The organism is Pseudoalteromonas sp. SIMBA_162 (assembly GCF_046535955.1).
Classification (GTDB): Bacteria; Pseudomonadota; Gammaproteobacteria; order Enterobacterales; family Alteromonadaceae; genus Pseudoalteromonas; species Pseudoalteromonas marina.
The window spans coordinates 244,728-266,718 of the sequence record NZ_JAWJBQ010000002.1 but is presented as its reverse complement, the minus strand read 5'-3'; the positions used below and the strand labels follow the sequence as shown (position 1 = coordinate 266,718).

Annotated in this window: 20 protein-coding genes and 1 rRNA gene; 11 read left to right on the top strand and 10 right to left on the bottom strand. The window is 39.7% G+C overall.

Annotated features, from left to right (window positions below):
* Positions 1-203 precede the first annotated feature (203 nt).
* Together rrf and R0J88_RS02830 are read left to right on the top strand one after the other, a co-directional pair.
* Positions 204-318 (top strand): 5S ribosomal RNA (gene rrf, locus R0J88_RS02835).
* A 775-nt stretch (positions 319-1,093) separates the two neighbouring features.
* Positions 1,094-1,729: a methyltransferase family protein gene (locus R0J88_RS02830; RefSeq protein ID WP_410899016.1), complete on the top strand. Its 636-nt coding sequence runs from the start codon at positions 1,094-1,096 to the stop codon at positions 1,727-1,729.
* A 7-nt stretch (positions 1,730-1,736) separates the two neighbouring features.
* Here the strand turns inward: R0J88_RS02830 and R0J88_RS02825 are convergent, their stop codons facing one another.
* Genes R0J88_RS02825 through R0J88_RS02815 form a run of 3 tightly spaced genes read right to left on the bottom strand, consistent with a single transcriptional unit; the run spans position 1,737 to position 6,348 of the window.
* Positions 1,737-3,746, bottom strand: coding sequence for a putative bifunctional diguanylate cyclase/phosphodiesterase (locus tag R0J88_RS02825; protein ID WP_410899015.1), 2,010 nt, complete (start codon positions 3,744-3,746; stop codon positions 1,737-1,739).
* Position 3,747: 1 nt separating this feature from the next.
* Positions 3,748-4,278 (bottom strand): YfiR family protein, encoded by a 531-nt coding sequence (locus R0J88_RS02820; protein ID WP_286889513.1) that lies wholly within the window; start codon positions 4,276-4,278, stop codon positions 3,748-3,750.
* 9 nt (positions 4,279-4,287) lie between these two features.
* Positions 4,288-6,348: a TonB-dependent receptor plug domain-containing protein gene (locus R0J88_RS02815; protein ID WP_286889515.1), complete on the bottom strand. Its 2,061-nt coding sequence runs from the start codon at positions 6,346-6,348 to the stop codon at positions 4,288-4,290.
* Positions 6,349-6,829: 481 nt separating this feature from the next.
* Between R0J88_RS02815 and R0J88_RS02810 the strand changes: the two genes are divergently transcribed.
* From R0J88_RS02810 to R0J88_RS02800, 3 genes are all read left to right on the top strand, one after another.
* Positions 6,830-7,843 (top strand): Kelch repeat-containing protein, encoded by a 1,014-nt coding sequence (locus tag R0J88_RS02810; RefSeq protein WP_410899014.1) that lies wholly within the window; start codon positions 6,830-6,832, stop codon positions 7,841-7,843.
* A complete protein-coding gene (locus R0J88_RS02805; protein WP_410899013.1) occupies positions 7,843-8,559 on the top strand; it encodes an SIR2 family NAD-dependent protein deacylase in 717 nt (238 codons plus the stop codon). Before R0J88_RS02810 ends, R0J88_RS02805 begins: the two co-directional genes overlap by 1 nt.
* 132 nt (positions 8,560-8,691) lie before the next feature.
* Complete coding sequence (locus R0J88_RS02800) at positions 8,692-9,489, top strand: response regulator (protein WP_039037483.1); 798 nt, start codon at positions 8,692-8,694, stop codon at positions 9,487-9,489.
* Positions 9,490-9,554: 65 nt separating this feature from the next.
* Here R0J88_RS02800 and R0J88_RS02795 read toward each other — a convergent pair whose 3' ends face one another.
* A complete protein-coding gene (locus R0J88_RS02795) occupies positions 9,555-10,868 on the bottom strand; it encodes a M20/M25/M40 family metallo-hydrolase (RefSeq protein ID WP_410899012.1) in 1,314 nt (437 codons plus the stop codon).
* A 400-nt stretch (positions 10,869-11,268) separates the two neighbouring features.
* Between R0J88_RS02795 and R0J88_RS02790 the strand changes: the two genes are divergently transcribed.
* From R0J88_RS02790 to R0J88_RS02780, 3 genes are all read left to right on the top strand, one after another.
* Positions 11,269-11,637: a hypothetical protein gene (locus R0J88_RS02790; protein WP_010556918.1), complete on the top strand. Its 369-nt coding sequence runs from the start codon at positions 11,269-11,271 to the stop codon at positions 11,635-11,637.
* Positions 11,638-11,742: 105 nt separating this feature from the next.
* Complete coding sequence (locus R0J88_RS02785; RefSeq protein ID WP_410899011.1) at positions 11,743-12,078, top strand: hypothetical protein; 336 nt, start codon at positions 11,743-11,745, stop codon at positions 12,076-12,078.
* Positions 12,079-12,397: 319 nt separating this feature from the next.
* The gene (locus tag R0J88_RS02780) at positions 12,398-12,778 is read left to right on the top strand and encodes a VOC family protein (RefSeq protein WP_248518755.1); all 381 of its coding nucleotides are present in this window, start codon (positions 12,398-12,400) and stop codon (positions 12,776-12,778) included.
* Positions 12,779-12,903: 125 nt separating this feature from the next.
* Here the strand turns inward: R0J88_RS02780 and R0J88_RS02775 are convergent, their stop codons facing one another.
* Positions 12,904-13,584: an SDR family oxidoreductase gene (locus R0J88_RS02775; protein ID WP_410899010.1), complete on the bottom strand. Its 681-nt coding sequence runs from the start codon at positions 13,582-13,584 to the stop codon at positions 12,904-12,906.
* Between the two features lie 228 nt (positions 13,585-13,812).
* Positions 13,813-14,811 carry a DUF4382 domain-containing protein gene (locus R0J88_RS02770; RefSeq protein WP_410899009.1) on the bottom strand — a complete coding sequence of 333 codons (999 nt, stop codon included), beginning with the start codon at positions 14,809-14,811 and terminating at the stop codon, positions 13,813-13,815.
* Positions 14,812-15,156: 345 nt separating this feature from the next.
* Here R0J88_RS02770 and R0J88_RS02765 point away from each other — a divergent pair, with 345 nt between their 5' ends.
* Positions 15,157-16,011 (top strand): mechanosensitive ion channel family protein, encoded by an 855-nt coding sequence (locus tag R0J88_RS02765; protein ID WP_006794419.1) that lies wholly within the window; start codon positions 15,157-15,159, stop codon positions 16,009-16,011.
* A gap of 77 nt (positions 16,012-16,088) precedes the next feature.
* On the opposite strand, the gene astB is transcribed toward R0J88_RS02765, so the two are convergent.
* From astB to R0J88_RS02750, 3 genes are all read right to left on the bottom strand, one after another.
* Positions 16,089-17,435, bottom strand: a complete 1,347-nt coding sequence (gene astB / locus R0J88_RS02760) for an N-succinylarginine dihydrolase (RefSeq protein ID WP_410899008.1) — start codon at positions 17,433-17,435, stop codon at positions 16,089-16,091.
* Positions 17,436-17,847: 412 nt separating this feature from the next.
* Positions 17,848-18,951, bottom strand: coding sequence for an L-dopachrome tautomerase-related protein (locus R0J88_RS02755; protein ID WP_410899007.1), 1,104 nt, complete (start codon positions 18,949-18,951; stop codon positions 17,848-17,850).
* Positions 18,948-19,964 carry a zinc-binding alcohol dehydrogenase family protein gene (locus R0J88_RS02750; RefSeq protein WP_410899006.1) on the bottom strand — a complete coding sequence of 339 codons (1,017 nt, stop codon included), beginning with the start codon at positions 19,962-19,964 and terminating at the stop codon, positions 18,948-18,950. Before R0J88_RS02750 ends, R0J88_RS02755 begins: the two co-directional genes overlap by 4 nt.
* A 110-nt stretch (positions 19,965-20,074) precedes the next feature.
* Here R0J88_RS02750 and R0J88_RS02745 point away from each other — a divergent pair, with 110 nt between their 5' ends.
* Positions 20,075-20,974, top strand: a complete 900-nt coding sequence (locus tag R0J88_RS02745) for a LysR family transcriptional regulator (RefSeq protein ID WP_410899005.1) — start codon at positions 20,075-20,077, stop codon at positions 20,972-20,974.
* Here the strand turns inward: R0J88_RS02745 and R0J88_RS02740 are convergent.
* Positions 20,963-21,421, bottom strand: coding sequence for a MarR family winged helix-turn-helix transcriptional regulator (locus tag R0J88_RS02740; RefSeq protein WP_410899004.1), 459 nt, complete (start codon positions 21,419-21,421; stop codon positions 20,963-20,965). The two genes, R0J88_RS02745 and R0J88_RS02740, sit on opposite strands and share 12 nt — an antisense overlap.
* Before the next feature lie 135 nt (positions 21,422-21,556).
* Here R0J88_RS02740 and R0J88_RS02735 point away from each other — a divergent pair, with 135 nt between their 5' ends.
* Positions 21,557-21,985 (top strand): organic hydroperoxide resistance protein, encoded by a 429-nt coding sequence (locus R0J88_RS02735; RefSeq protein WP_004587024.1) that lies wholly within the window; start codon positions 21,557-21,559, stop codon positions 21,983-21,985.
* The last annotated feature ends 6 nt before the right edge of the window (positions 21,986-21,991 follow it).

The window sequence follows — 21,991 nt, the reverse complement described above, 5'->3', positions numbered from 1 at the left end:
TGGAAGTGGTGTGAGCCATTAAGCTAACTTGTACTAATTACCCGTGAGGCTTAACCATACAACGCCAAACGCGTTTTGTGTGACAGTTAAGACAGAAGTTAATGACTAAAGTAGATATTACTGACAGAAAGACTTAAAAAATATTATCAGATATTTTCCAAATTCAGTTAGTGCGTAGAGATACGGATTAACGACCAAATTTGCTTGGTGACAATAGCGTTTTGGACCCACCTGACTCCATGCCGAACTCAGTAGTGAAACGAAACAGCGCCGATGATAGTGTAGCATTTGCTATGTGAAAGTAGGACATTACCAGGCTTCAAATTGTAGAAAGCCCGACTAGCAATAGTCGGGCTTTTTTACGTCTGCAGAAAAGTAATATTCAGCATTCCCTTCTCTAAAGCGAAGCGCCTCTTTGTGGACAGTGTTTTGGCTTTCCACCGCTGTGGACACCAAGAAATTACGCAGGCCGCAGGCTTCAAATACAACAAAGCTCAATTCGCTAAATTTTTTTACGTTTATAGAAAAGTAATATTCAGTATTTCCTTCTCTAAAGCGAAGCGTCTCCTGAGCGAAGCGCCTCTTTGTGGACAGTGTTTTGGTTATTCAATACACTGACCTATGATAGGTAACATTTCACTGTGACTCTCTACAGCTGTGGGCACCACGACATTACGCAGGCTTAAAATTGTAGAGAGCCCGACTAGCGATAGTCGTTTTTTTTCTGTCTGGGGTTTAGTAAATAGCCAAGACCCTATGCCGAACTCAGTAGCGGCTGCTGATGCATATCCTGTGCTCAACGGTATTTTAATTCCCATACATTATGCATAACAATGTCAAAGCGAGATCCGCACAAGTCAGCCTTTACATAATAATAATTTCTATTTCGTGGTGACTTTTACAGATTTACTTCTCTATGTATTGATTTAAGATTTATAACAATATAAAAAATACTAGCGATTTAAATAAGCGTATTGGCTAATACTTTTATAGAGATAAGTTATTATTGGTTTTGTTTAACTTTACTTGTTAAAAGTCCTTAGGGGCTTTATGCTCTCCTTTTATTAACGTTTTTACTCATTTAGGGTCCTCTATGTCTTTCCCTTTATTTATCGATGACTCACCTTCTTTAATAGAGTTTACTCGTATCTACCTTGCTTTGTTTTATACATTTGTAGCAGGCTTTTATACCTATAGAATTATTTATATGTCACGTACTGAGAAAGAAAACATTGTTTTTCCTGGAGTTAAGTATTGTGCAAGTTGGTGGAACCATACTGCGTTTAAGTTCTTTAGAGCCTTGATATGGTTTGTATGTGTATTGCGAGTGTTTGTTCCTTCACTTGATAATTACTTAGGGCTATTTGCTGGTTTGAATGATTGGCCCGGTGTTATGTTTGGCAATGTACTTTTGACAGCAGGTTTTGCTTTATCGATGCTTGTTCATTTTAATATGGCTTCATTATGGCGTTCAGGAGTTGATCCAAACGGTCCACGGGAATTAAAAACAAAAGGGTTATATCAGTTTTCTAGAAACCCAATGTATTTGGGCGTGATAGCCGCTCAAATTGGATTTTTCTTAGCGTTGCCAAGCTTATTTAGTTTAATATGCTTAGTCATTGGGGTCGCAGCTATATACAGGCAAACTCTGGTAGAAGAAAAGCATTTAACCGAGAGCTTTACTGTTGAATATAAACAATATTCACAGGTAGTGCCTCGCTGGTTTTAATTGCGCGTTATTCTTCAATGAACTCGCTGACAAACACCTTTTTTGAAACTGGTTTAGAAAAGTAATAGCCTTGAATATAATCACATTGCATCTGTTTTAGTAACATGTACTGCTCTTGTTTTTCTACTCCCTCAGCAACTACTTCTACATTTAAGTTATGGGCCATTGTGATAATAGCCCTTACTAGTGCAATGCTATTATCATTTTTTTCTATATCCTTTATAAATGAACGATCTATTTTAAGGATGTCGATATCTAATCGTTGCAAATATGCCAATGATGAGTAACCCACGCCAAAATCATCAATAGCAACATCTATTTGAAATTCACTTAGTCGCTTTAGCTGTCGCTTTATTTCTGAATCAGTTCCCATTAGGGTGTTCTCTGTTACTTCTATTAAGACAGAGTGTTCGGGTAAATTGAATTGTTCGCTTGCCTGTATCCATTGCTCAACCCACTCACCAGAGCGATCAATCTCAAGTGGTGAGGTATTAACGCTAACTTGTATAAGGCGTTTAGATAATTTATTGAATAAAGTACAGTCTTGTATTGCTTGCGATTTCACCCAGCGGCCTATGTTGCTTATTAAGCCATTTTTTTCTGCCATAGGGATAAATTCATTAGGCCCTATTAATCCTTTTTGTGGATGATTCCAGCGGATCAATGCTTCGGCTTTAGTAATGCTCTTACCATCAACAGAAAAAATAGGCTGATAGTACAACTCAAACTGATTTTCTTTTAAACCAAGTTTTATTTCTTCAATGAGTTTTCTTTTCTCAGTTGCTTTTTCTTCAATTGAGTAAGAGAAAAATTCGTACCTATTTCTACCTTTCTTTTTAGACAAATACATTGCTTGGTCTGCACGTTTTACAAGCTTTTCTACTGTACTACCATGCTCAGGATAAAGAGTAATCCCAATACTTGCGGTAACACATACAGTTTCTTCTTTTAATTGTATCGGTTTTAATAATGCTTGTTTGATTTTATCAGCAACTTTAACAGCGATTGTTTGGTTAGCGTTTTTTAAAATTAATGTAAATTCGTCTCCGCCTAATCTTGCAATTATATCCTCATCTTTTATGCATGTTTTGAGTCTATTGGCTACATGATGTAACAGTAAATCTCCGTAGTCATGGCCTAGGCTATCATTAACGTCTTTAAAGCCATCAAGATCTAAAAATATCAATGCAAAGCTTGTATTGTCATTACTGATAAGCGTTTGTATTTCTTCGTAGAAAAAACGACGATTAGGTAAGTCGGTTAAACCATCTTGATATGCGTAGCGGTGAAGTTCGCTGTTAGCATTTTCAAGCTCTTGGGTACGTGTTTTAACTTGATTTTCTAAAGCGTGTTCACGTTGCTCTATTGTATAGAGCATATCGTTAAAACATACGGTTAATTCGCCAACCTCATCATTAGAGAGTTGCTCGGCACGTAAACTATAGTCATTTGATTTAGTGATGTCGTTAGCTGTTTGAGCTAAATATAAAATGGGGCTTAAAAAACGACGCCTCAGTAACAATGAAATAATTAGGCTGACAGCAAAGGATAGTAGCGTGAGACTAATTATAAACTTTACATAAAAATCTATTCGATTATTGATATAGCTATTGTTAGCATAGATTACTAATTCGCCAACGTTGTTACCATCTATAGTCAGTTGTTTTTTTACTTCAACAGCATGCTCAACATTATCGGATAACATGTGCGAATTAGTTTTTGCTACAATATCTCCAGTTCGATTAGTAACAATAGCAGAGATTACATCTGTACGAGTAAGAATAGGCTTTATTAGTTCTTGAATTGCTTCTAAATCTTCAAAGATAAGTGCGGTGGCTATATTTGGCGACATCATGTTTGATAGAGAGTTCAGACTTTCTATTTGTTCGCCTTTTGCACTGCTTAATTCGTATGTACCAAATGCTACAGTTACAATACTACTTGATATAAATGCTACGCTCATCAGTATAAAAAGCAGCTTTTTACTAATAGTGTCTAAGGTGAATAGTCTTTTCATTCTAACTATCCACAATTCGCGCAAGGCGTAATACTTTAGAGCTTATTGTTAAGCCATTTGATTTAAGGTTATTAGGTGATATTTCGAAACGGACCTTACCGCTTGATAGAAAAAATCTGATGTGACCATTGTTTTCTATAAACCCGTCACTTTCTCCCACTAATAAAATATTTTGATAAGTTAAACCAGGAGTATTTACCCAATCTTGGTATGTTTTTGATGTAATGAATACCATGTTGCATTGTGTTAGTGAGCTACTATTAAGCGATATGTGTTTATTTACTAATGGGCGCTTTTTAATACTGCGCTTAGTGAGTGCAACATCAGCAATGTTGATGAATGTTTCGTCTGGGCTACATAATGTAAAGTTATCATTATGATACGTCGGTGTTACCCAGTTTGCAAAGCGAGCAAAGTTATACAAAAAACCAGCCTTGAGCATATACTCTTTCTCTGTCGCAGCACTATTAGCACTAAAAAATAGTGTTAATGTAATTAATAGGCCGTTGAGTAAAAGTTTTAATAGCTGCATTAAATAATCTTAAAAGCTGGCTTTAATTGAAAATGTTATACATTCATCAATGTAGTTAGGCAGTGTGTAGGTTTCACGAGTGTTGTTATACTCAATGTGAGAGCCTGCAAATAAGTTTTTACCCGACAAAGCCGTAGACCATGTTTGGTTAATTTGATAATTCCAGGTTATATCCATTGTAGTGTAACGGTTGGTATTATAAGCGTCTGAGTTTTCAACTCTAAGCGTTGCAAAAATATTATGTTTATTAAAAAGCGTATAGTTTACTTTGCCAAATACTTGTCTATTAGTTGAATCAAAACCTATAGTTGGTGTTGCTCCCTCGGGTAAATCATAATCAATTTTTGTATAGCTATACCCTAGTTCTGTACTTAGGTTATTCAGCGGTTGCCAGGTTGCAACTATATCAAACCCGTTAGTTGTTGTTTCACCCTGCGAAACAATATCAAGATCGACACGAGTTTGAGTAAGCGCAAATGCGGCTTGTTCAAATTGACCGAGCTGAAAAGAACGTATAGCAGGCAGAAACTGATTGGGATCGGTGTTAAATCTAATCGCTGCTATATTATCGGCATCTGTATGGAATACGGACAAATCTAATGATGTGCTATCACCTTCAAAGCGGTAGCCTAACTCGTATGAAACGTAGTTTTCTGATTCAACTTTGTCGTTGCCATTGAGGTAAGTGGCAATCGCATATTCATCAATAGCTTTAATGCCAGTACTTCCACCAAGCGCCTCTTCTACAACTGTCCCATTCACTTTGTAGTCATCATTAAACTCTATCAGGGTAGGTGTACGTACACTTCTGGATATAGCACCCCATATTAGATGGCGCTCTTGTGGCTTATAGATAACCCTAGCCGATGGTTGGTTTTCCCAGCCAGTTAAATCATTGTGATCGAGCCTAGTGCCGACAACTAAATCAAGATAATTGGGTATAACATTATATTGGGCTTGGATTAATCCACCATATTGTTGAAGATTGTCTAGGTCTTTATCACTGTCTAAAAATACACTTTCCTCGAAAGATATTTTGTTATATCTGTAATTCAAGCCCCAATCTAGCTGCAAAGAGTCATATAAAAAGTTCATTTGGTAGTCTATATCTATAGATTCAAAGTTTTCTTTTATATATGTTTGGTTGCCACTTTGTTTTAGCCATGACACTTGCAACATTTGGTTTGCGTCGGGAGATATTCTATTTTCTAGGCGCGCCATAACACGAGAATCAGTACGTGATAAGTCCCCAGAAAATGAAACGTTTCTATTGGTCTCGTCAATAACTCCACGGTAGTTTTGGCCTAAGTTAGAGTGTGTAACATCTCCTTGGATTAAAGCAGACCATTCGTCACTTGGTGTAAAGTCAGCACGCAAACCCAAAGAATGTTGTTTGGCTGTGTCGCTAGGCGTGAGTGAAATCCCTTTTTTTGACTCATTAGCATCTTTTACATGACCATAAATACGGTAACTGCCTTTATTACTTAAGTCGCCGCCATATCGCGCGTTAGCATCAATATTTATTTGATTACCGGTAGTCGCATTCGCGTAGGCACCACGAGTATCAATACTGTTTTTAGTAATAATATTGATCACACCATTATTTGCATTTGTGCCCCACAATAGGCCGCCTTGACCGCGAATAACTTCTATTCGTTCAATATCATAAAGTGGGACATTCAGTGTTTCCCAATAAACAGCAGCAAATTTAGGTGTATATAAGCTTTGCCCATCAACCATAACTAAAAGCTTACTTGAAAATCGAGACGCAACACCGCGCGAAGAGATTGCCCATTGATTATTATCAAGTTGCCTAACAATAAGTCCAGGTACCATTTTTAATGCTTCTGGTACTGAGTTTGCGCCAGATTTATTAATTTGCTCTTTACTTAAAACATAAATAGACGAGGCAGTATCAAATGCAGATTGAGCTCGCTTCATTGCAGACGTTACTTGAACATCCATTTCCATTAATGCGCTAAGATCGAGCTCAGCATCTTCAAAAGGGTCTGCAATTACAAGCGGTGATAAAAACAATAATGGCCATAGTGATTGATGCGAAATTTTCACTAAGGAACTCCTACCTAGTCATAAGTTATATAAGCGAAATTGCTTTTCTTAAACATTTGAAGAACATTACATTAACATTATGAATGGTGTAAATATAGCAAAAATACGCTGCTACTTTTTATGTGAGCCTTTAACTTTTTTCAATATATCATTAGCTTATAAAGTAACCATAACTAAAAAAATACCATAGCTAACGTATACACGGCTTCATTAAAATTAATTTTAAATGATTAATAATATATATTATCTTTAAACAAAAGTATTAAGTCCATGTTTAATTGTTTTTTTATCAACCAAAAGCGGATGATTTTTACACTTAACGTAAGTTCATAAAGTTAATTTAACAAAAAAGTAGCTTTGACTTATTTTATATTTTGAGGTGTTGAAAGCAGTAAGTGCATCACAAGGCTTATCAAAACTGGTTCAGCGTTGAAAAATAAATTAACCTTACTTTATTAACCTTTAATAAGATTATTTTTATATGAGTTTTATTTTTTCTGCACTGCTAGCTAGCATTCCTGCTTTACCTGAGCCTGTTGCAAACAACGCAGTAGCTAAAGTTACAGCGCAAAATAACACCTATTTCTTAAGCTTTATGGGCTTAGCTTCAAATAAACAATTTAGTGATGTACATAATAAAGTGTGGGCATTAAAGCTGGGAGAAAGCCAATGGCAGGCTAAATTGGCAGTACCTTCTAGCTTGCCAATTAAGGGGCGTTTAGCAAGTACAGCGGTTGGTATAGGCAAATACGCTTATGTATTTGGTGGCTACACTGTTGCTGCAGATCACACGGAAATATCGAGCCCAGACGTGTATAAATACAATATAACCACAAATAGCTATACGAAACTCAAGTCTATGCCAGTCCCAGTAGATGACAGCGTAGCGCTAAGCTACAAAGAGCGTTACATATACCTTATTAGCGGTTGGCATAACGATGGCAACGTAAATTTAGTGCAAGTATACGATACTAAAAACAATACATGGCAGCAGGCGTCGCCTTTTTTAGGTGAGCCTGTATTTGGCCAAGCGGCTGCAATTAGTGGTAATACTATTGTTATTTGCGATGGCGTAAAAACCCAAGCAAACCCAAGTTCACGCCGCTCGTTTTCAGGGGTTGCACAATGTTTAAAAGGCACAATAAATGCCAACAACCCACAAAAAATAGATTGGCGAACGCTGCCACACCCAACAGGCGAAGCACATTATCGTATGGCTGCTACAAGCTATAATGGCCATATTTACATGCTAGCTGGCTCAAGCAACCCCTATAATTACGATGGCATTGGTTATAACAAACAGCCAGCTCCAGCAAGTCGTCATGTATGGCGCTTTAATATTAAAAATAATACATGGCAAGTAATGCAGCCACTTAAAACTGCAACGATGGATCACCGAGGCTTACTAGAGCATAACGGTATTTTATATCGTATTGGTGGAATGAATAACCAACAGCAAGTTATCAATGATGTGCTAGGTTACGAGGTCAAATAATGAATACGCTTTATATTACCGGTGCAGGAGTAAGTGCTGCTAGCGGTATACCTACTTTTAGGGACGAAGATGGCTTTTGGACTATAGGCAGTAAAAACTATACACCTATGGAAATGGCGACGCGTGTCATGTATCAAAACAATCCGCGCGAGTTTTTAGCCTGGTATTACAACCGCTTTGCAACGTATCGTAACCATGGCCCTAATGACGTGCATCATTGGTTGAGTGATAAAAACTTAATAACCCAAAATATAGATGGGCTTGATGGCAAAGCCGGTAACAAAAATTACATTGCTATACACGGCAGGCTCGATCAAATGACGCTATTTCATGAGCAAGGCGAAGCTGTTGAACCGCTGATGACCCCGTGGGATAGTGTAGATGAAAGCCGCCTGCATGAATCTCTTTTTGAGCTGTTTAACATTCAAAACCAAACACCTGAGCTTAACCATTCGTTTAAGCCTTTTGTGTTGTTGTTTGATGAATTTTACACCGAGCTTTACAGAATAACCCAAGCACAGCAGCGAATGCTCAACGCTGATAAAATTGTATTTATAGGCACCTCGTTTAGTGTAAATATCACCCAAATGGCATTAGAAATAGCCCGTACTTATAACATACCTATCGAGGTGGTCGATCCTAATCCTGCTCACATACTACACCCAAATGTAAGTTATAAAAAAATGACCGCGCTTGAGTACATTCAAAAGTTTTGATTTATTTGTAATTTAAAACTTACAAATAAATGCATATAAATAAGCGTTTTGTTAACCCCAGTGATACATGTTGTTTTATAATGAAATGTAAAACCACAATCGTTTAGCAATAACATAACCCAAGAGAGTTACATGAGTGATTTAACTGCAATAGCCAATTTATCAATATTATTAGTAGAGCCTTCAGAGGTTCAGCAAAAACTGATAATCAAATCACTAACTCAATGTGGTGTAACCCAAGTAGAAACCGCAAGTAATCAAGCGCAAACGTTAGCCCTTTTAGAAAAATATCAGCCCGATTTAGTCATTAGCAGCATGTACTTAGCAGATGGTACTGCAGACTCTTTGTTACAAAGCATTCGTTCGAACCCGCGCACAGAAAGCCAAGCGTTTATGTTGATCTCGAGCGAACGCAATAAAAAATACCTTGAGCAATTAAGGCAGTCGGGCGTATTAGCCATTTTACCTAAACCATTCAGTGCAGATGCAATTACACGCGCATTAAAAGCGACGCTCGACATAATTACAGAAGAAGAGGTCGAACTAGAGCATTTTGATGTTACTTTATTACGTGTTCTTGTTGTTGACGATAGCCGTTTTGCGCGCAAGCATATTATTCGTGTGCTTGCTGGTATGGGAATACCAGCCCCGGTTGAGGCGCAAGATGGTAAACAAGCAATTGAAAAACTTAACGAACAGTCATTCGACTTGATTGTTACCGATTACAACATGCCAGAAATGGATGGTCGCGAACTAACCGAAACTGTACGTGGCTCAAATGCTTACTCGCATATTCCTATTTTAATGGTGAGCTCAGAGGCAAACGACACCCATCTAGCCAATATTGCGCAAGCGGGCGTTGATGCCATTTGCGATAAACCGTTTGAACCGGCAACAGTGCGAGATTTGCTTTTCAAAATAATGTCGTGATAGACATTTTTTCATCACATATATTTGAACGAGTGCAAAAGTAACAGCACTCGTTTTAAATACTTTTACATTTGGCCTAATCTATATACAAGCAGCGCTGTTTTAGCGGTGTTTTTATTAAGCGAGGTTAAATCGGCGGTTTCGTTTTTAGTGTGTGCGCCACTGCCCATTAGTCCTAAGCCATCAAGCGCCATATCAACATGGTTTGCAGCAAACGAAATATCAGCAGCGCCGGCATTACGAGGGTTTGCAGCCACCACTTTGTTATAACCTAAGTCTTGGCTTGCTTGGCTATACAGTGCAAGCAGCTTTTTATTACCCTCGGTGAGTCCCATTGGTGGGTAGCCGTTTTCAAAAATAAGCTCAGCTTGGCTGCCATTTAAGCTTTTAGCCACTATTTGCTGCATCACTTTCTTCGCGCCTTCTACCTGCTTTGGCGAAAGCGCACGTAAATCACCCGCCACATGCACGGTTTGTGCAATTACATTGCTTTTACCAAACGCCGTGGCTGACGAATTAGCGTTGTCGTACTGTGCATCAGTGCCACCGACAATAAGCCCAGGGTTAAAGGTTAAATTAGGTTGTGTAGCTAGTTGCTCTCTAAAGTCATTTAAAATACGCGACGCCTCGTAAATAGCACCATAGCCCACATTGTCACTAAATATTTGCGACGAATGGGCCGCATTGGCCGTAACATTTAACGTCCAGCCGGTATAGCCACGGCGCGCCGCCATAGCGGTTTTAATATTGTTATCGCCGTTCTCAAAACCTAGCGCTACGTCAGCCCAAATTGCGCCATCAACAATCGCCTTTTTAGATAAGCTAAGTGGGCGACCGCTGCTTTCTTCATCGCCCGTAAGCAGTACTTTTATGCTTACATTTTCAAGTAAATTAAGCGCTTGCAGGCTTTTAAGTGCGGTAATTATAATAGTGTTACCACCTTTCATATCGGCAACACCTGGGCCGCTGGCGGTGTGTTCATCAATTTGTTTATAGGTGGTAAAGTCATCGTGTTTGGCAAATACCGTATCAAGATGGCCGATCATCAGTATTTTTATTGCATCGGGATCATTACTCTCATGGGTTGCTAATACATGCCCTGCGCGGTTAAACGCGCTGCCATCTAACCACTCAACCTCAAAACCAATGGCTTTTAGTTGCTCGCTTGCAAGCGCGCCCACCTTTTTTACGCCTTCAATATTAAGCGAACCGCTATTAATGTTTACCGCTTGTTTTATCTCTTCAAGCGCTTGCGGCATATTTTGCTCAACCTGTTTTACTATTTCACGCTCATTTTTATTAAGCGCCGCATGGCTTGTAAGCGACAGGGTACTTGCAAGGATAAATATAAGTGCTTGGCTAAATTTTAAAAGTGACATAACAGCCTAATAATTGAAAAGTAGTTCAGCTAATATGAAGTAAAAATACAAAGGGTTCAATAGAAGTAGATTGTGATTTTTAACTAATTTTATAAGCAGTAACGAGTTACAAGGATAAGGGTTGTGGGCTGTATGTGTTATTGATTTAAATCCTAATATTTAAAATATGATTTGTTAATTGATAATCAACTAGTACAACTACACAGCTATATGTCTGATATTACTGATCTCCACCATTTTGGGGTTTTGCTGCATTTAAGAAAGCTAAGGCGAAGCTAACTATTTGTTTACAGGTGTTTATTTTATAGCTAGGATAAAATCACTGTAATATATGGACATTTGTCGGTTTGTAAAACGACAAATGTCGTAGACTAAATTGTTATAAAGCACGGAAGTTTTGATGAAAGCCTCAACTATTGAGTTCACAAGTTATAGTGGTAATCAAACACATATTGAATCAATCAACTACGATTTAGACTATTTAAAAGTAGTAGTTGTCGCTGATTCTAATTTACGAATTGAAGTATGTTTTCAACAGCCAATCGGATTTAGGTGTCTTGATGAAGGTGATTTATTAGAGTTTTGGGCAAGCAATAAAATAACGAGTAATTGGCTTTTACAAATACATGATTTTGGTTGGTTGGCTCAAGAAAGTAATCGCGCTGGCTTCTTATCCAAAGACACTATGTTAAGTGAGTATTTGATTAAAGGCAGCAATGAGTGTTTAAATGTTCTAAGCACAGATAAGCCAGTAATAAGTTTGGTATAAATGCTTTATAACAAGCTAATAAATAAGGACAAAAATCAGTTGACTGTTTTCGTTCCTCAACATTTTAGCCAACAACTTTTTGCCCATTATTAGGGCGTTATAACTTTGAATGACCCGGAAGTAACGATGAAAAAATGGACTATAGGTTTGGTAATTATTTTGGTCATTGGAGTTGCGAGCATTTGGGGTTTTAAGGCGGCAAACGAAGCTATCGATTTGGCTGCGGATGAAGCGGTAGAGCAAACACTTTCCAGCAATACCATCACCCAATTAAAGCTTATCTCAGAGGTTCAGCAGTTAATAAAAGCCGGCGATCTACAGGCAGCATCAGCCAAACTACAAAAAACTAAAGATACGCATTTGTATATATTAAGCACTTACTGCGGCTTGCCTAAATGCAAAGAGGCAGTCAAAACGTACGGTACTAACAATGAGTTATAACAAGGCCATCATAGGGACATTGTTTACTCCGCGGCGCTTTGGTGTGGCTGCGCCACTTTACACCAAAGCACCACTCTATAAACAATGCCCCATATGGCGGCGTTATGTGTTTCGTAAAGTATGAGTTTCAAAAATAGCGACGAAGGTTTCGAATGTGAAACAGTACAAAAACATAATAAACTAGACAGATACTTTTATTTTCGCACTTTGATGAGCTACGTATCAGGCTTTAATTAGTGAAGAAATAAGTAAAGTATTACATAACAATCGTAAATTAATTAAGTGCTCACCTACTTTAATTTTTTCACAGGGAAGTTAAATGAACTTAAATCAAATTACATTACCTGTTACAGACATGGAAATTTCGACTAAATTTTATCGCGACTTAGGTTTTACTCAAATTGTAGACACCCCGCATTATGCTCGCTTTGAATGCCCAGATGGGGATTCAACTTTCTCCTTGTCTTTAGATCGAGGTGAGTTTGATTGTGGCACGGTAATATATTTTGAACATGAACAATTAGATGAACTGGTTGAGGCTTTAAAAGTTAAAGGTTTTGTATTTATAAAAGAACCTACAGACCAGAGCTATTTATGGCGAGAGGCCGTACTGCATGATCCGTCAGGACATAAAATTAAGCTATATTGGGCGGGTGTTAATAGAGTTAATCCACCTTGGCGTGTAGAAATACGCAGCTAATCAGATTTTTAATTATGCAGTGTTCAAACTTACGCTATTAAAATCCAACCTCATTTAAGTATAAAAAACCATCAGGTTTAACTCATTAGCATTAAACCTGACAGCTCAAATTTAACCAATCAGCGTTAATTAGTCGGCATTAAATAAATTTCGCGTACGCTGTTGCGCTGGTTTGCTTCTATTGCAAACAATACCGCTTCGGCTACATCTTGTGGGTCGAGCTTATCGGGCTTAGCTTCATCAAAAAATGGGGTGTTTACCATGCCAGGAGCTATGGTGGTGCAGCGGCCGTTCCACTCGCTCATTTCCTCAGCTAAGTTTTGCCCAAACCCGTAAGCAAACCATTTAGTTGCACCGTAAATAGAGCCTTTAATAGGCTTACGCCCAGCGGCTGAGCTGGTTAATATAAAGTGGCCTTTGTTTTGGCGTAAATGGGGCAGGGTTGCTTTTGCCGTCCACAGCAGGGCTTTAATGTTTATGTCTATCATGGTTGACCATTCATCGGGGTCGCCTTTTTCAGTGCCTGCGGTTGAAACGCCCATACCTGCGTTGGCAAATGCGGCATCTAGTCGGCCAAATTTTTTAAGCCCTTTTGTTACTACGTTTTCAAGTTCGGTAAAGTCGGTGGCATCTGCGGGTACACTCAGTGCGTTATCTTCACCTAACGACTCAACTAGTTCAGCTAATTTATCTTCACTTCTGGCGGTAAGAATGACTTTATGGCCGTTATTAACCAATGTTTTTGCACTCGCTTCACCTATGCCACTAGAGGCACCTGTAATTAGAACTACTTTTTCTTTCGCCATGATTATTTCTCCTATGTTTACATATTCAAAATGATAAGAACGGTTTAACTAATACGTGCTATTAACTGTACCAGTTCTGGGTTAACGGGGCTTGAATGCAGGTCACTTTACGAATGAATTATTTGGATGATGTTAGGTGAGTGGCTTTAATGGGTTTTTGCAAAGGTAGAGTGTTCGTTTTTGTTATACTTTTTATAAAAAAAGCGCACCTTAAAGTGCGCTATACGTTTATTGTGTTATGTCAAAGCTAACTGAAAGGTCCTCAGTTTGCGGTACACTAATTTGCTTAAGTTGATAAACAGTGAAATCAGTATCTTCTAGCTCTGCATCGTCTATATGTGCGGTGCACGTATAGCCTAGTTGGTAGTCTCCCGGTGTAATGAAAGCAAGCTCAAACTCATATTGGTTATCGTCTTGATCAAATACAACATTTGCGGTCGCAAGTGGGGCATCTTCTGGGGTTTGCTCATCTATTTCGTATATATCTTTGGGTGTTTGAGCATCTGATGAATATAAATATACGGCGTGTCCAAACGTTGAATCTGCAGCAGCAGTGGCGATATTGTCTGTTTCACAGTTATTAATAAGCGCTTGGCTTACTGTGCCTTCAATTTCTTGTGACTCAGAAATATTTTGTAATCGTACGCCTCTAGGTTTTAAAAAGATCTCCTCATTATTTTGGGGATCGACCAGCGATTTTTTTAGGTCAAATTCTAAAACAAAGTCGTTATCAGTTTGGTTGAGTGTAAAGCCATCGAGTTGTATTTCGCCTACACCATCATTCCCTTTTCTTTTTACCACGAGCGGAGCAATGCTGTCGTCTTCGTATACTACGTGAGATGTAAAACTAAGGTTATTAGTATCGCCATTTATAACTTGAGCGCGGATCCACGAGTATTCGCCTGCTGGCACTTCTTGATCGTCAAGCAGCTCAAAAACATCGTCCCCGGTGTAATCGAGCAAATTAACCATTTGTGGTTGAGATGCGTCAGCTTCACTTCGGGTTTCAAAACTAAATTCTTCATCGCCTTGTGTTTTAATAGTGATTGAGTCAAACACGACGTTAACCGCTTTTAAACCACTAACCGGCGCATCTGACACACCAAGGCTAAAGGTTGATTTGTCGCTAGATTGTGGCGGTGTTGTGTCATTGTCATCACTTGAAGAGCCACACCCGGCTAATGCAAAAAGAACGGCGCTGCTGACTAATGTTGATTTAAAATTCATGATTTACTCCTTTAGTTTATAAAGCGGATTGTAGAGGAGCTAAGCTGAATTTAGATTGAACAGGTTTTAGAATAGTTACTTGAAATTAATCTTTATTTTACTTTGCGTATTTTTGAACAAAAGTATGCACGCCATAGGTTAACTAGTTTGTGAGCACTAAGTTTTTAAGTGTGAAAATTTAAGCGAAAAAAAGAAAAACTTTGCCCAATTAATTTGCTGATGTAGGCACACCTTCCCCTTATTTTAATGCTATCGCTTTAAAATTTTTACTATATACTCCCGCCACTTCTTTTGAAGTGTATAGATTTAATTCTTGCTGATAATCAGCCCATAGTTGGAATATGTATGAAAGATAAACTTATTGTGTTTTGGCAAAGCCATTCAGAAACAATCATCACTTTAGGTTACAAAGTGGTATTAGCCTTGGCTATTTTAGTTGCGAGTGCACTTATTGCGCGTTCGGTTAAAAAAGCGATTAAAAATTCTAAGTCGCCATTAAAAAAAGTAGACGAAACGTTACTGCCGCTTTTATCGAGCATTGCGGGGTATTTAGTTTACATAATTGCTGGGCTGTTTATTTTAGATATTTTTGGCGTTAATACGGCAAGTTTAATAGCGCTAATGGGCGCGGCGGGTTTAGCGATTGGTTTGGCGCTTAAAAACACCTTAAGTAATATTGCAGCCGGCATTATGTTATTAATACTTAGGCCATTTAAAATAGGCGATTTTGTAGATGCGAGCGGCACGCTTGGCACAGTGAACGAAATAAACTTATTTACGACCATTTTTAAAACCACCGACGGCCTTTATATCGCATCGCCTAACGGTAAAGTGTGGGGCGGCAACATTAAAAACTTTACCCGCAACGGTAAAAGGCGCATGGATATAGTGGTGGGAATTTCGTACGCCGACTCTATTGATGTTGGCTTAAATGTACTTAAAGAAGTTGCCGAATCAGAAAGCCGATTACTCGCCGAGCCAGCGCCTAAAGTAATGGTTACCTCAATAGGCGAAAGCGCAGTAAATATTCAATTACGTGCATGGGCTGTAAATGGCGATTACTGGCAAACCGTGTGGGATTTAAATAAACGCGTTAAAGAGGCTATAGAAGGTGCGGGGCTGAGCATTCCGTTTCCGCAGCGTACGTTGCATATATCTGAGTCGATGGCATCGGCAGTAACGGTTAATAAAGGTATTTAAACTCTATTAGCACAAACACAAATAAAAATAGCGAGCCTTGGCTCGCTATTTTTGTATTAGCTTTTTGCTGACGAGTATTAACCTTCTAATTGAAAGTCGTACACTGAGCCTAAATTAAGCAGCTGGGTTAGTTCATCCAGTGCTTGGTAGCTTTCGGTAAGTAGGGCTGAGTCGGCAAAGTCGCTTGCACCTAACTTATCGCGGTAGTTTCGTTTTGCCCAGTCACAAAGCTGAGTGTATTTAGTATCGGTTAAAATAACCTCTGGGTTTACTGCGCTTAGCTCTTGTTGGTTAAGGGCTACGCGTAAACGTAAGCAGGCAGGGCCGCCGCCATTTTGCATACTTTGGCGCAGGTCAAAAAACTGCACTTGGTTGACTGGGTTATCGGCTAAAATCATTTCTTCAATGTAGGCGTTTACTGCGCTATTACGTTGGCACTCTTGTGGCGCTACTAATAGCATTGAGCCATCATCTAGGCTTACTAATTGGCTATTAAATAAGTAACTGCTTACTGCATCGCTAATGCTTACTTTATCGGTAGGTACTTCAATTATGTATAGCTGTTTGCTGCCGGTGTAGGCATCGCGAATTTCTTGCAGGGCATCTTGTTGGTTTAAAAATGCTTGCTGGTGGCAAAGCAATACGTTTGCGTTACCTACTGCAATTACATCGTTATGAAACACGCCCTGGTCTATAACATCTGGGTTTTGCTGCAGTAAAATTTGGCTCGATTCTTTTAAGTTATGTAATCGGCAAATGGCTTCTGAAGCTTCTAGTGTTTGCCTTGCAGGAAACTTAGCCGGTTTTGGTAATTGGCTGTTAAAGGCACTTGCACCAAATACAAACATTTCTAGGCCTTGCTCGCCGTGGCTGTCGCAAAGTCGGGTATGGTTAGCCGCGCCTTCGTCGCCAAAAAAGCCCTGATCGGGTAAATGCGTGTGGTGTGCAAAGTAGCTATCGTTATTAAACATGGCTTTTAGTAAGCGGGTAGTTGTAGCAGGCTCTAGGGAGCGATGAAACTTATTGTTTAAATTAGCTGACGTAAAATGCACTTTGCCATCGAGGGTGTCTGGCGATGGAGAAACAGTAGCGGCATTGGCGGTCCACATTGCAGAGGCCGAATAACACGCGCGCAATAAAATAGGGTCGGCTTTAAATGCTTTATGAATAACTTGCGAGTCGTTGCCGGTAAAACCTAGGCGACGTAGTACGTTTAAATCGGGGCGTGCATGGGGCGCAAACACACCTTGTGTTAGGCCTTTGTCGTGCATGGCTTTCATTTTTTCAAGGCCCTGTAACACAGCTTCTTGAGGGTTTGAAAAACTTGCCGCATTATTTAACGAGGCAACGTTACCATACGATAAACCCGCGTAGTTGTGAGTAGGGCCAACTAAGCCATCAAAATTTACTTCTAAGGCGTGCATACACGTTCCAATCATATTGTTTTTAGTTACTTAACAATACAACGCAATGGCCGCGCTTGCAAAGCCTATAAATACTAAATTTATCGGCTATAAACTCGCTCTTTGTCGCACGTAGTATGGGTATTACTCGGATCGTTTACCTGCCATACGCTAATGTCTAAACGCCATAGTAGGTAAAGGGTGTGGTATAGGTTAGCCATGGTATTTTCCTTGAAAGTTTCACTGAACACATCTGTACTTTGAAAGAATTATGCCAACTGTTAATTGAATATTTTATGAATACAAATCAGATATTTATTAAAACACTAAAAATAACTTTTGAGCGCTTAGCACCATTTTGGGGCTGAAAGGCTTAAAAGTTGCACCAAAAAGCCACGCAGCGGGTGCGTGGCGTATGGTTTATACGCTGTATTTAGCGCCCTACTTTACCCTTTACTAGCGGCTCGAACGACAGCACACTAAATTTCCCTTGGCTGGCATTTTTACCGTTATTTAATACTGGCGAGCGATGAAGTTCATCTACGGTAAAATATATTTTATGATCGGCGCCATAACTAAAGCCATCAGGCCAGCTTAAGCGCTCGTCTTTAAATAATACCTGGTATTTACCGCTTGGTTTTACCACGCCAATTGCGCCGTTGGTTATGTCGGTAACATACACATTGCCGCCGCCATCAACAATAATGCCGTCGGAAATGGGTTTAGTGCCGTAACGCGTTACTTTACTTTCAAGGGCGCTTGCGCTCAGGCTTTTATTGTTAATATCGCTTGTGGCAATACGGTAAACCGATGTGCCCGACATGGAGCCAAAGTAAAGCCACTGTTCGCTTGGGTCGAGTGTGATTGGGTTTATCCCTAAACGTGCTGGTTGGCCGCCTAGTTTCATGGTGCGCCCTTCAATGACCATATCGATATTTTCGGCTGTGGTGTATGGGCTATTTTGTAATACTCTGCGCGCCTCACCTGTTTTTAAATTTACGGTAATAATAGCGGCTTGGCTGCCTTGTGCGGTGTCGGCAATGTATACAACGCCGTGTTTATTATCGATAACTAAATCGTTTAAAAACGAGGTGTCGGTAATGGTGGGTTTAGCTAAATAAATTATTTTATGCAGCTGCTCTTTGTTGGTATCCCAACCGACTAAACGCCCAGCATGATCAGGGCCTGATGTATCAAGCATCCATAATACGCCATCGGCAGATACATTTATGCCAAGTACGTCGTAAAAGCCTTTGCCGTTTTTATACGCGTATGCCCATTCTTCATTAGGGTAGGGTTTGGTGGTGCCATCGCTTAATAGCTCCATAATTTTTTGTTTTTGGCCGTAAAAACCATGTACCGATAAAAACTTACGACCCGAGGGCGTAATAGCAATATTACCCGGTGGGTGCTGCGCGTCGAATGTGGCTACTGTTTTTAAATCAGCATTTTGATTAGCGGTATTAGCAAACACACTGCTGGTTAAAAACGCAGTGCTACAGGCTGCAACTAAAAGTATTTTTTTAATCTGGTTCATGCTTCAAAGCCTTCTAAAACAAGTTTACCGCGTGAGGTGTGCGATTCTAAAATTTGGTGTGCTTTATATAAATTAGCGGCGTTAATTGGGCCTAAATTTTGCCCAAGAGTGGTTTTAAGTGTACCTGCGTCTATCAGCTCACTAATTTCATTAAGTAAGGTGTGCTGCGCTGTTATATCGGTTGTAGTAAATAGCGAGCGAGTAAACATAAACTCCCAATGCACCGATATACACTTACGCTTAAATTTTAAAATATCGAACGATGTAGGGTCATCTATTAGCGCAAATTTACCTTGGGGTTTAATACACTCCACTATTTGGTCTTGGTATTGGTCGGTATGAGTTAAGCCAATAACGTAATCAAATTCAGCTAAACCTAGCTCTTTGCGCTGCTCGTTTAAGTTTTTAGAATGATCGAGCACGTGATCGGCTCCTAACTCTTTAAGCCAAGTTACGCTTTGCTCGCGTGATGCAGTACCTACCACCTTTAGCCCAGTAAGCTGCTTGGCAAGCTGTACCAAAATAGAGCCAACGCCACCTGCGGCGCCAATAACTAAAATAGATTGCTGAGTATTTTGCTTATTTTTTGGCACTTGCAGGCGATCAAACAGCATTTCGTAGGCGGTAATGCTGGTTAGCGGCAGCGCTGCGGCTTGTGCGTCGGTTAATGTTTTAGGCGCACGCCCTACAATACGCTCGTCAACTAATTGAAATTGCGCATTACTGCCTTGGCGCGATAAATCGCCGGCGTAAAATACACGATCCCCCACATTAAATAACGAAACCGACTCGCCAACGGCTTTTACAACGCCTACGCCGTCCCAACCTAATACTTTGTAGCCTTGCTCTGGCGCTACATTTGCACGTATTTTTGTATCTACAGGGTTTACCGAAATAGCATTTACTTCAATAAGTAGGTCGTGCCCTGTAGCGGTTGGGGTATCAAGCTCAATTGCTTGTATAGAGTTGGGTGTGAGTGTTTTAGAGTTTTTGGTGTAGCCAAGTGCTTTCATGTGGGTTCCTGATGATTTTAAGTACTTTTTAATATGCAAACACTATAGCTCAGTTGAAAAATAGAAAAAGACATGAAAAACTAAAGCACTTTCAAATTTTAATTGAAAATATGCGATCATTTAACGATATTCAAACTTTTATAGATGTAGCTAGTTGCGCCAGTATTTCTGAAGCCGCACGGCAAAACGCGCAAACCCCAGCGGCGGTAAGTGCAGCTATTAAGCGCCTAGAAAAAGATTTAGGAAACGTGCTGTTTATTCGCTCTACCCGCAGCTTACGATTAAGTGTGGCAGGGGAGCAGTTTTTAAGTTACGCCAAAGATTCACTTTCGCTTATTCAACAAGGGGTAGCTGCAGTACAAACCGCTGTGGGCGAAGTAACAGGGACACTACAGGTATCGGCCCCATGCGATTTAGGGCGTAATAAACTAAGTGAATGGCTTAATGAGTTTTTAGCGCAATACCCGCATGTAAAACTTAAACTGCACTTAAGTGACGAAGTAAGCGACATTTACAGCCAATCAATTGATATTGCACTGCGCTTTGGTGTACCAAAAGATTCGCAGTTAATTGCAGCGCCGCTTTTTTTAAATAATGCGCGTATTTTAGTTGCCTCTCCTGAATATGTAGCAAACAATGGATTGCTTACACATCCACTTAACTTAACGCAGCACACCACCATTACCTTTATGCGCTTTGGCGAAGTGTTTAAAGAGTGGCGATTTTATAAAAATGGCGCAGTGCAAAAAGTGCAGCTAAATTGCCAACACATAGTTAACGATGGCGAAATGGTTAGGCGATGGACGCTAGAGGGCAAAGGCATTGCGTATAAGTCGTACTTAGATGTTATTGATGATTTAGCATGCGGGCAGCTCGTTCATTTATGCCCCGAGTGGCAAAGCGATCCGCTACCGCTTTATATGATGTACGCCGACCGGCGCCAAATGACCCCGGTGATCAGCGCATTTAGGGCGTTTATTCAACAAAAAATAACCGCGTTAGTTGGCTAACCCATCATCGTTTTTAGTTGTTAAATCGCTTATTACTAAATCAAGTAGCTGCATAAGCTGTTTAGCTTGTGTGGGGTCTACACTTACAAACTTACATAAAATATTTTTTGGAATATCAGCAGCTTCGTTTTTAAGGGCTTGCCCACTTTGGGTAAGCTGAATTAGGCGTTTACGCTTGTCGTGTTCGTCTTTAATAACGGCCAGCAGAGACTTTTCGGTCATTTTTTTGAGTATTTGGGTCATAGCGCCGCCATCAATAGCGGTTTTATCTATTAGCTGCGCAATGGTTACTTCATCTTGCTCCCACAGTGCCATCATTACTACATACTGCGGATACGTTAAATTAAGTGCAGCTAAAGGCTCACGGTAAGCACGTGCAATGCTATTTGATGCCATATATAACCTATGACAAAGCTGATTTTTTAATTTTAGTTGCTCAAATGACATACCCAACTCCTAGTGCGTTAATACCTTCAACTCAAAAAACATTTTAATTTGCATGCAAAGTATTTGCAATCTCTAATTACTTGGTCTATTATTTTGCACGCAAAATAAATTAATTGATAAACTTTGGAGTTCACTATGAATGTATTACAAAACGTTGCCTACACAGCAAAAGCAACTGCAACCGGTGGCCGTGAAGGTGTAGCTAAATCAGACGATGGCCGTTTAAATGTAAACTTATCAACCCCAAAAGGGCTAGGTGGCGACGATGGACAAGGCACAAACCCAGAGCAATTATTTGCAGCTGGTTATGCAGCGTGCTTTATTGGTGCACTAAAATTTGTAGCAGGTAGCGAAAAAATTGCGCTACCAAGTGATACACACATTAACTCTGAAGTATCTATTGGCGCGATTGAGGGCGGTTTTGGCATTGCAGTTAAATTAGCTGTATCACTCGGTGATATGGATAAAACAGCAGCGCAAGAGTTGGTAAATAAAGCACACCAAGTATGCCCATACTCAAATGCTACACGCGGTAATATTGAAGTGGAGCTTTCGGTTATTTAATTAACT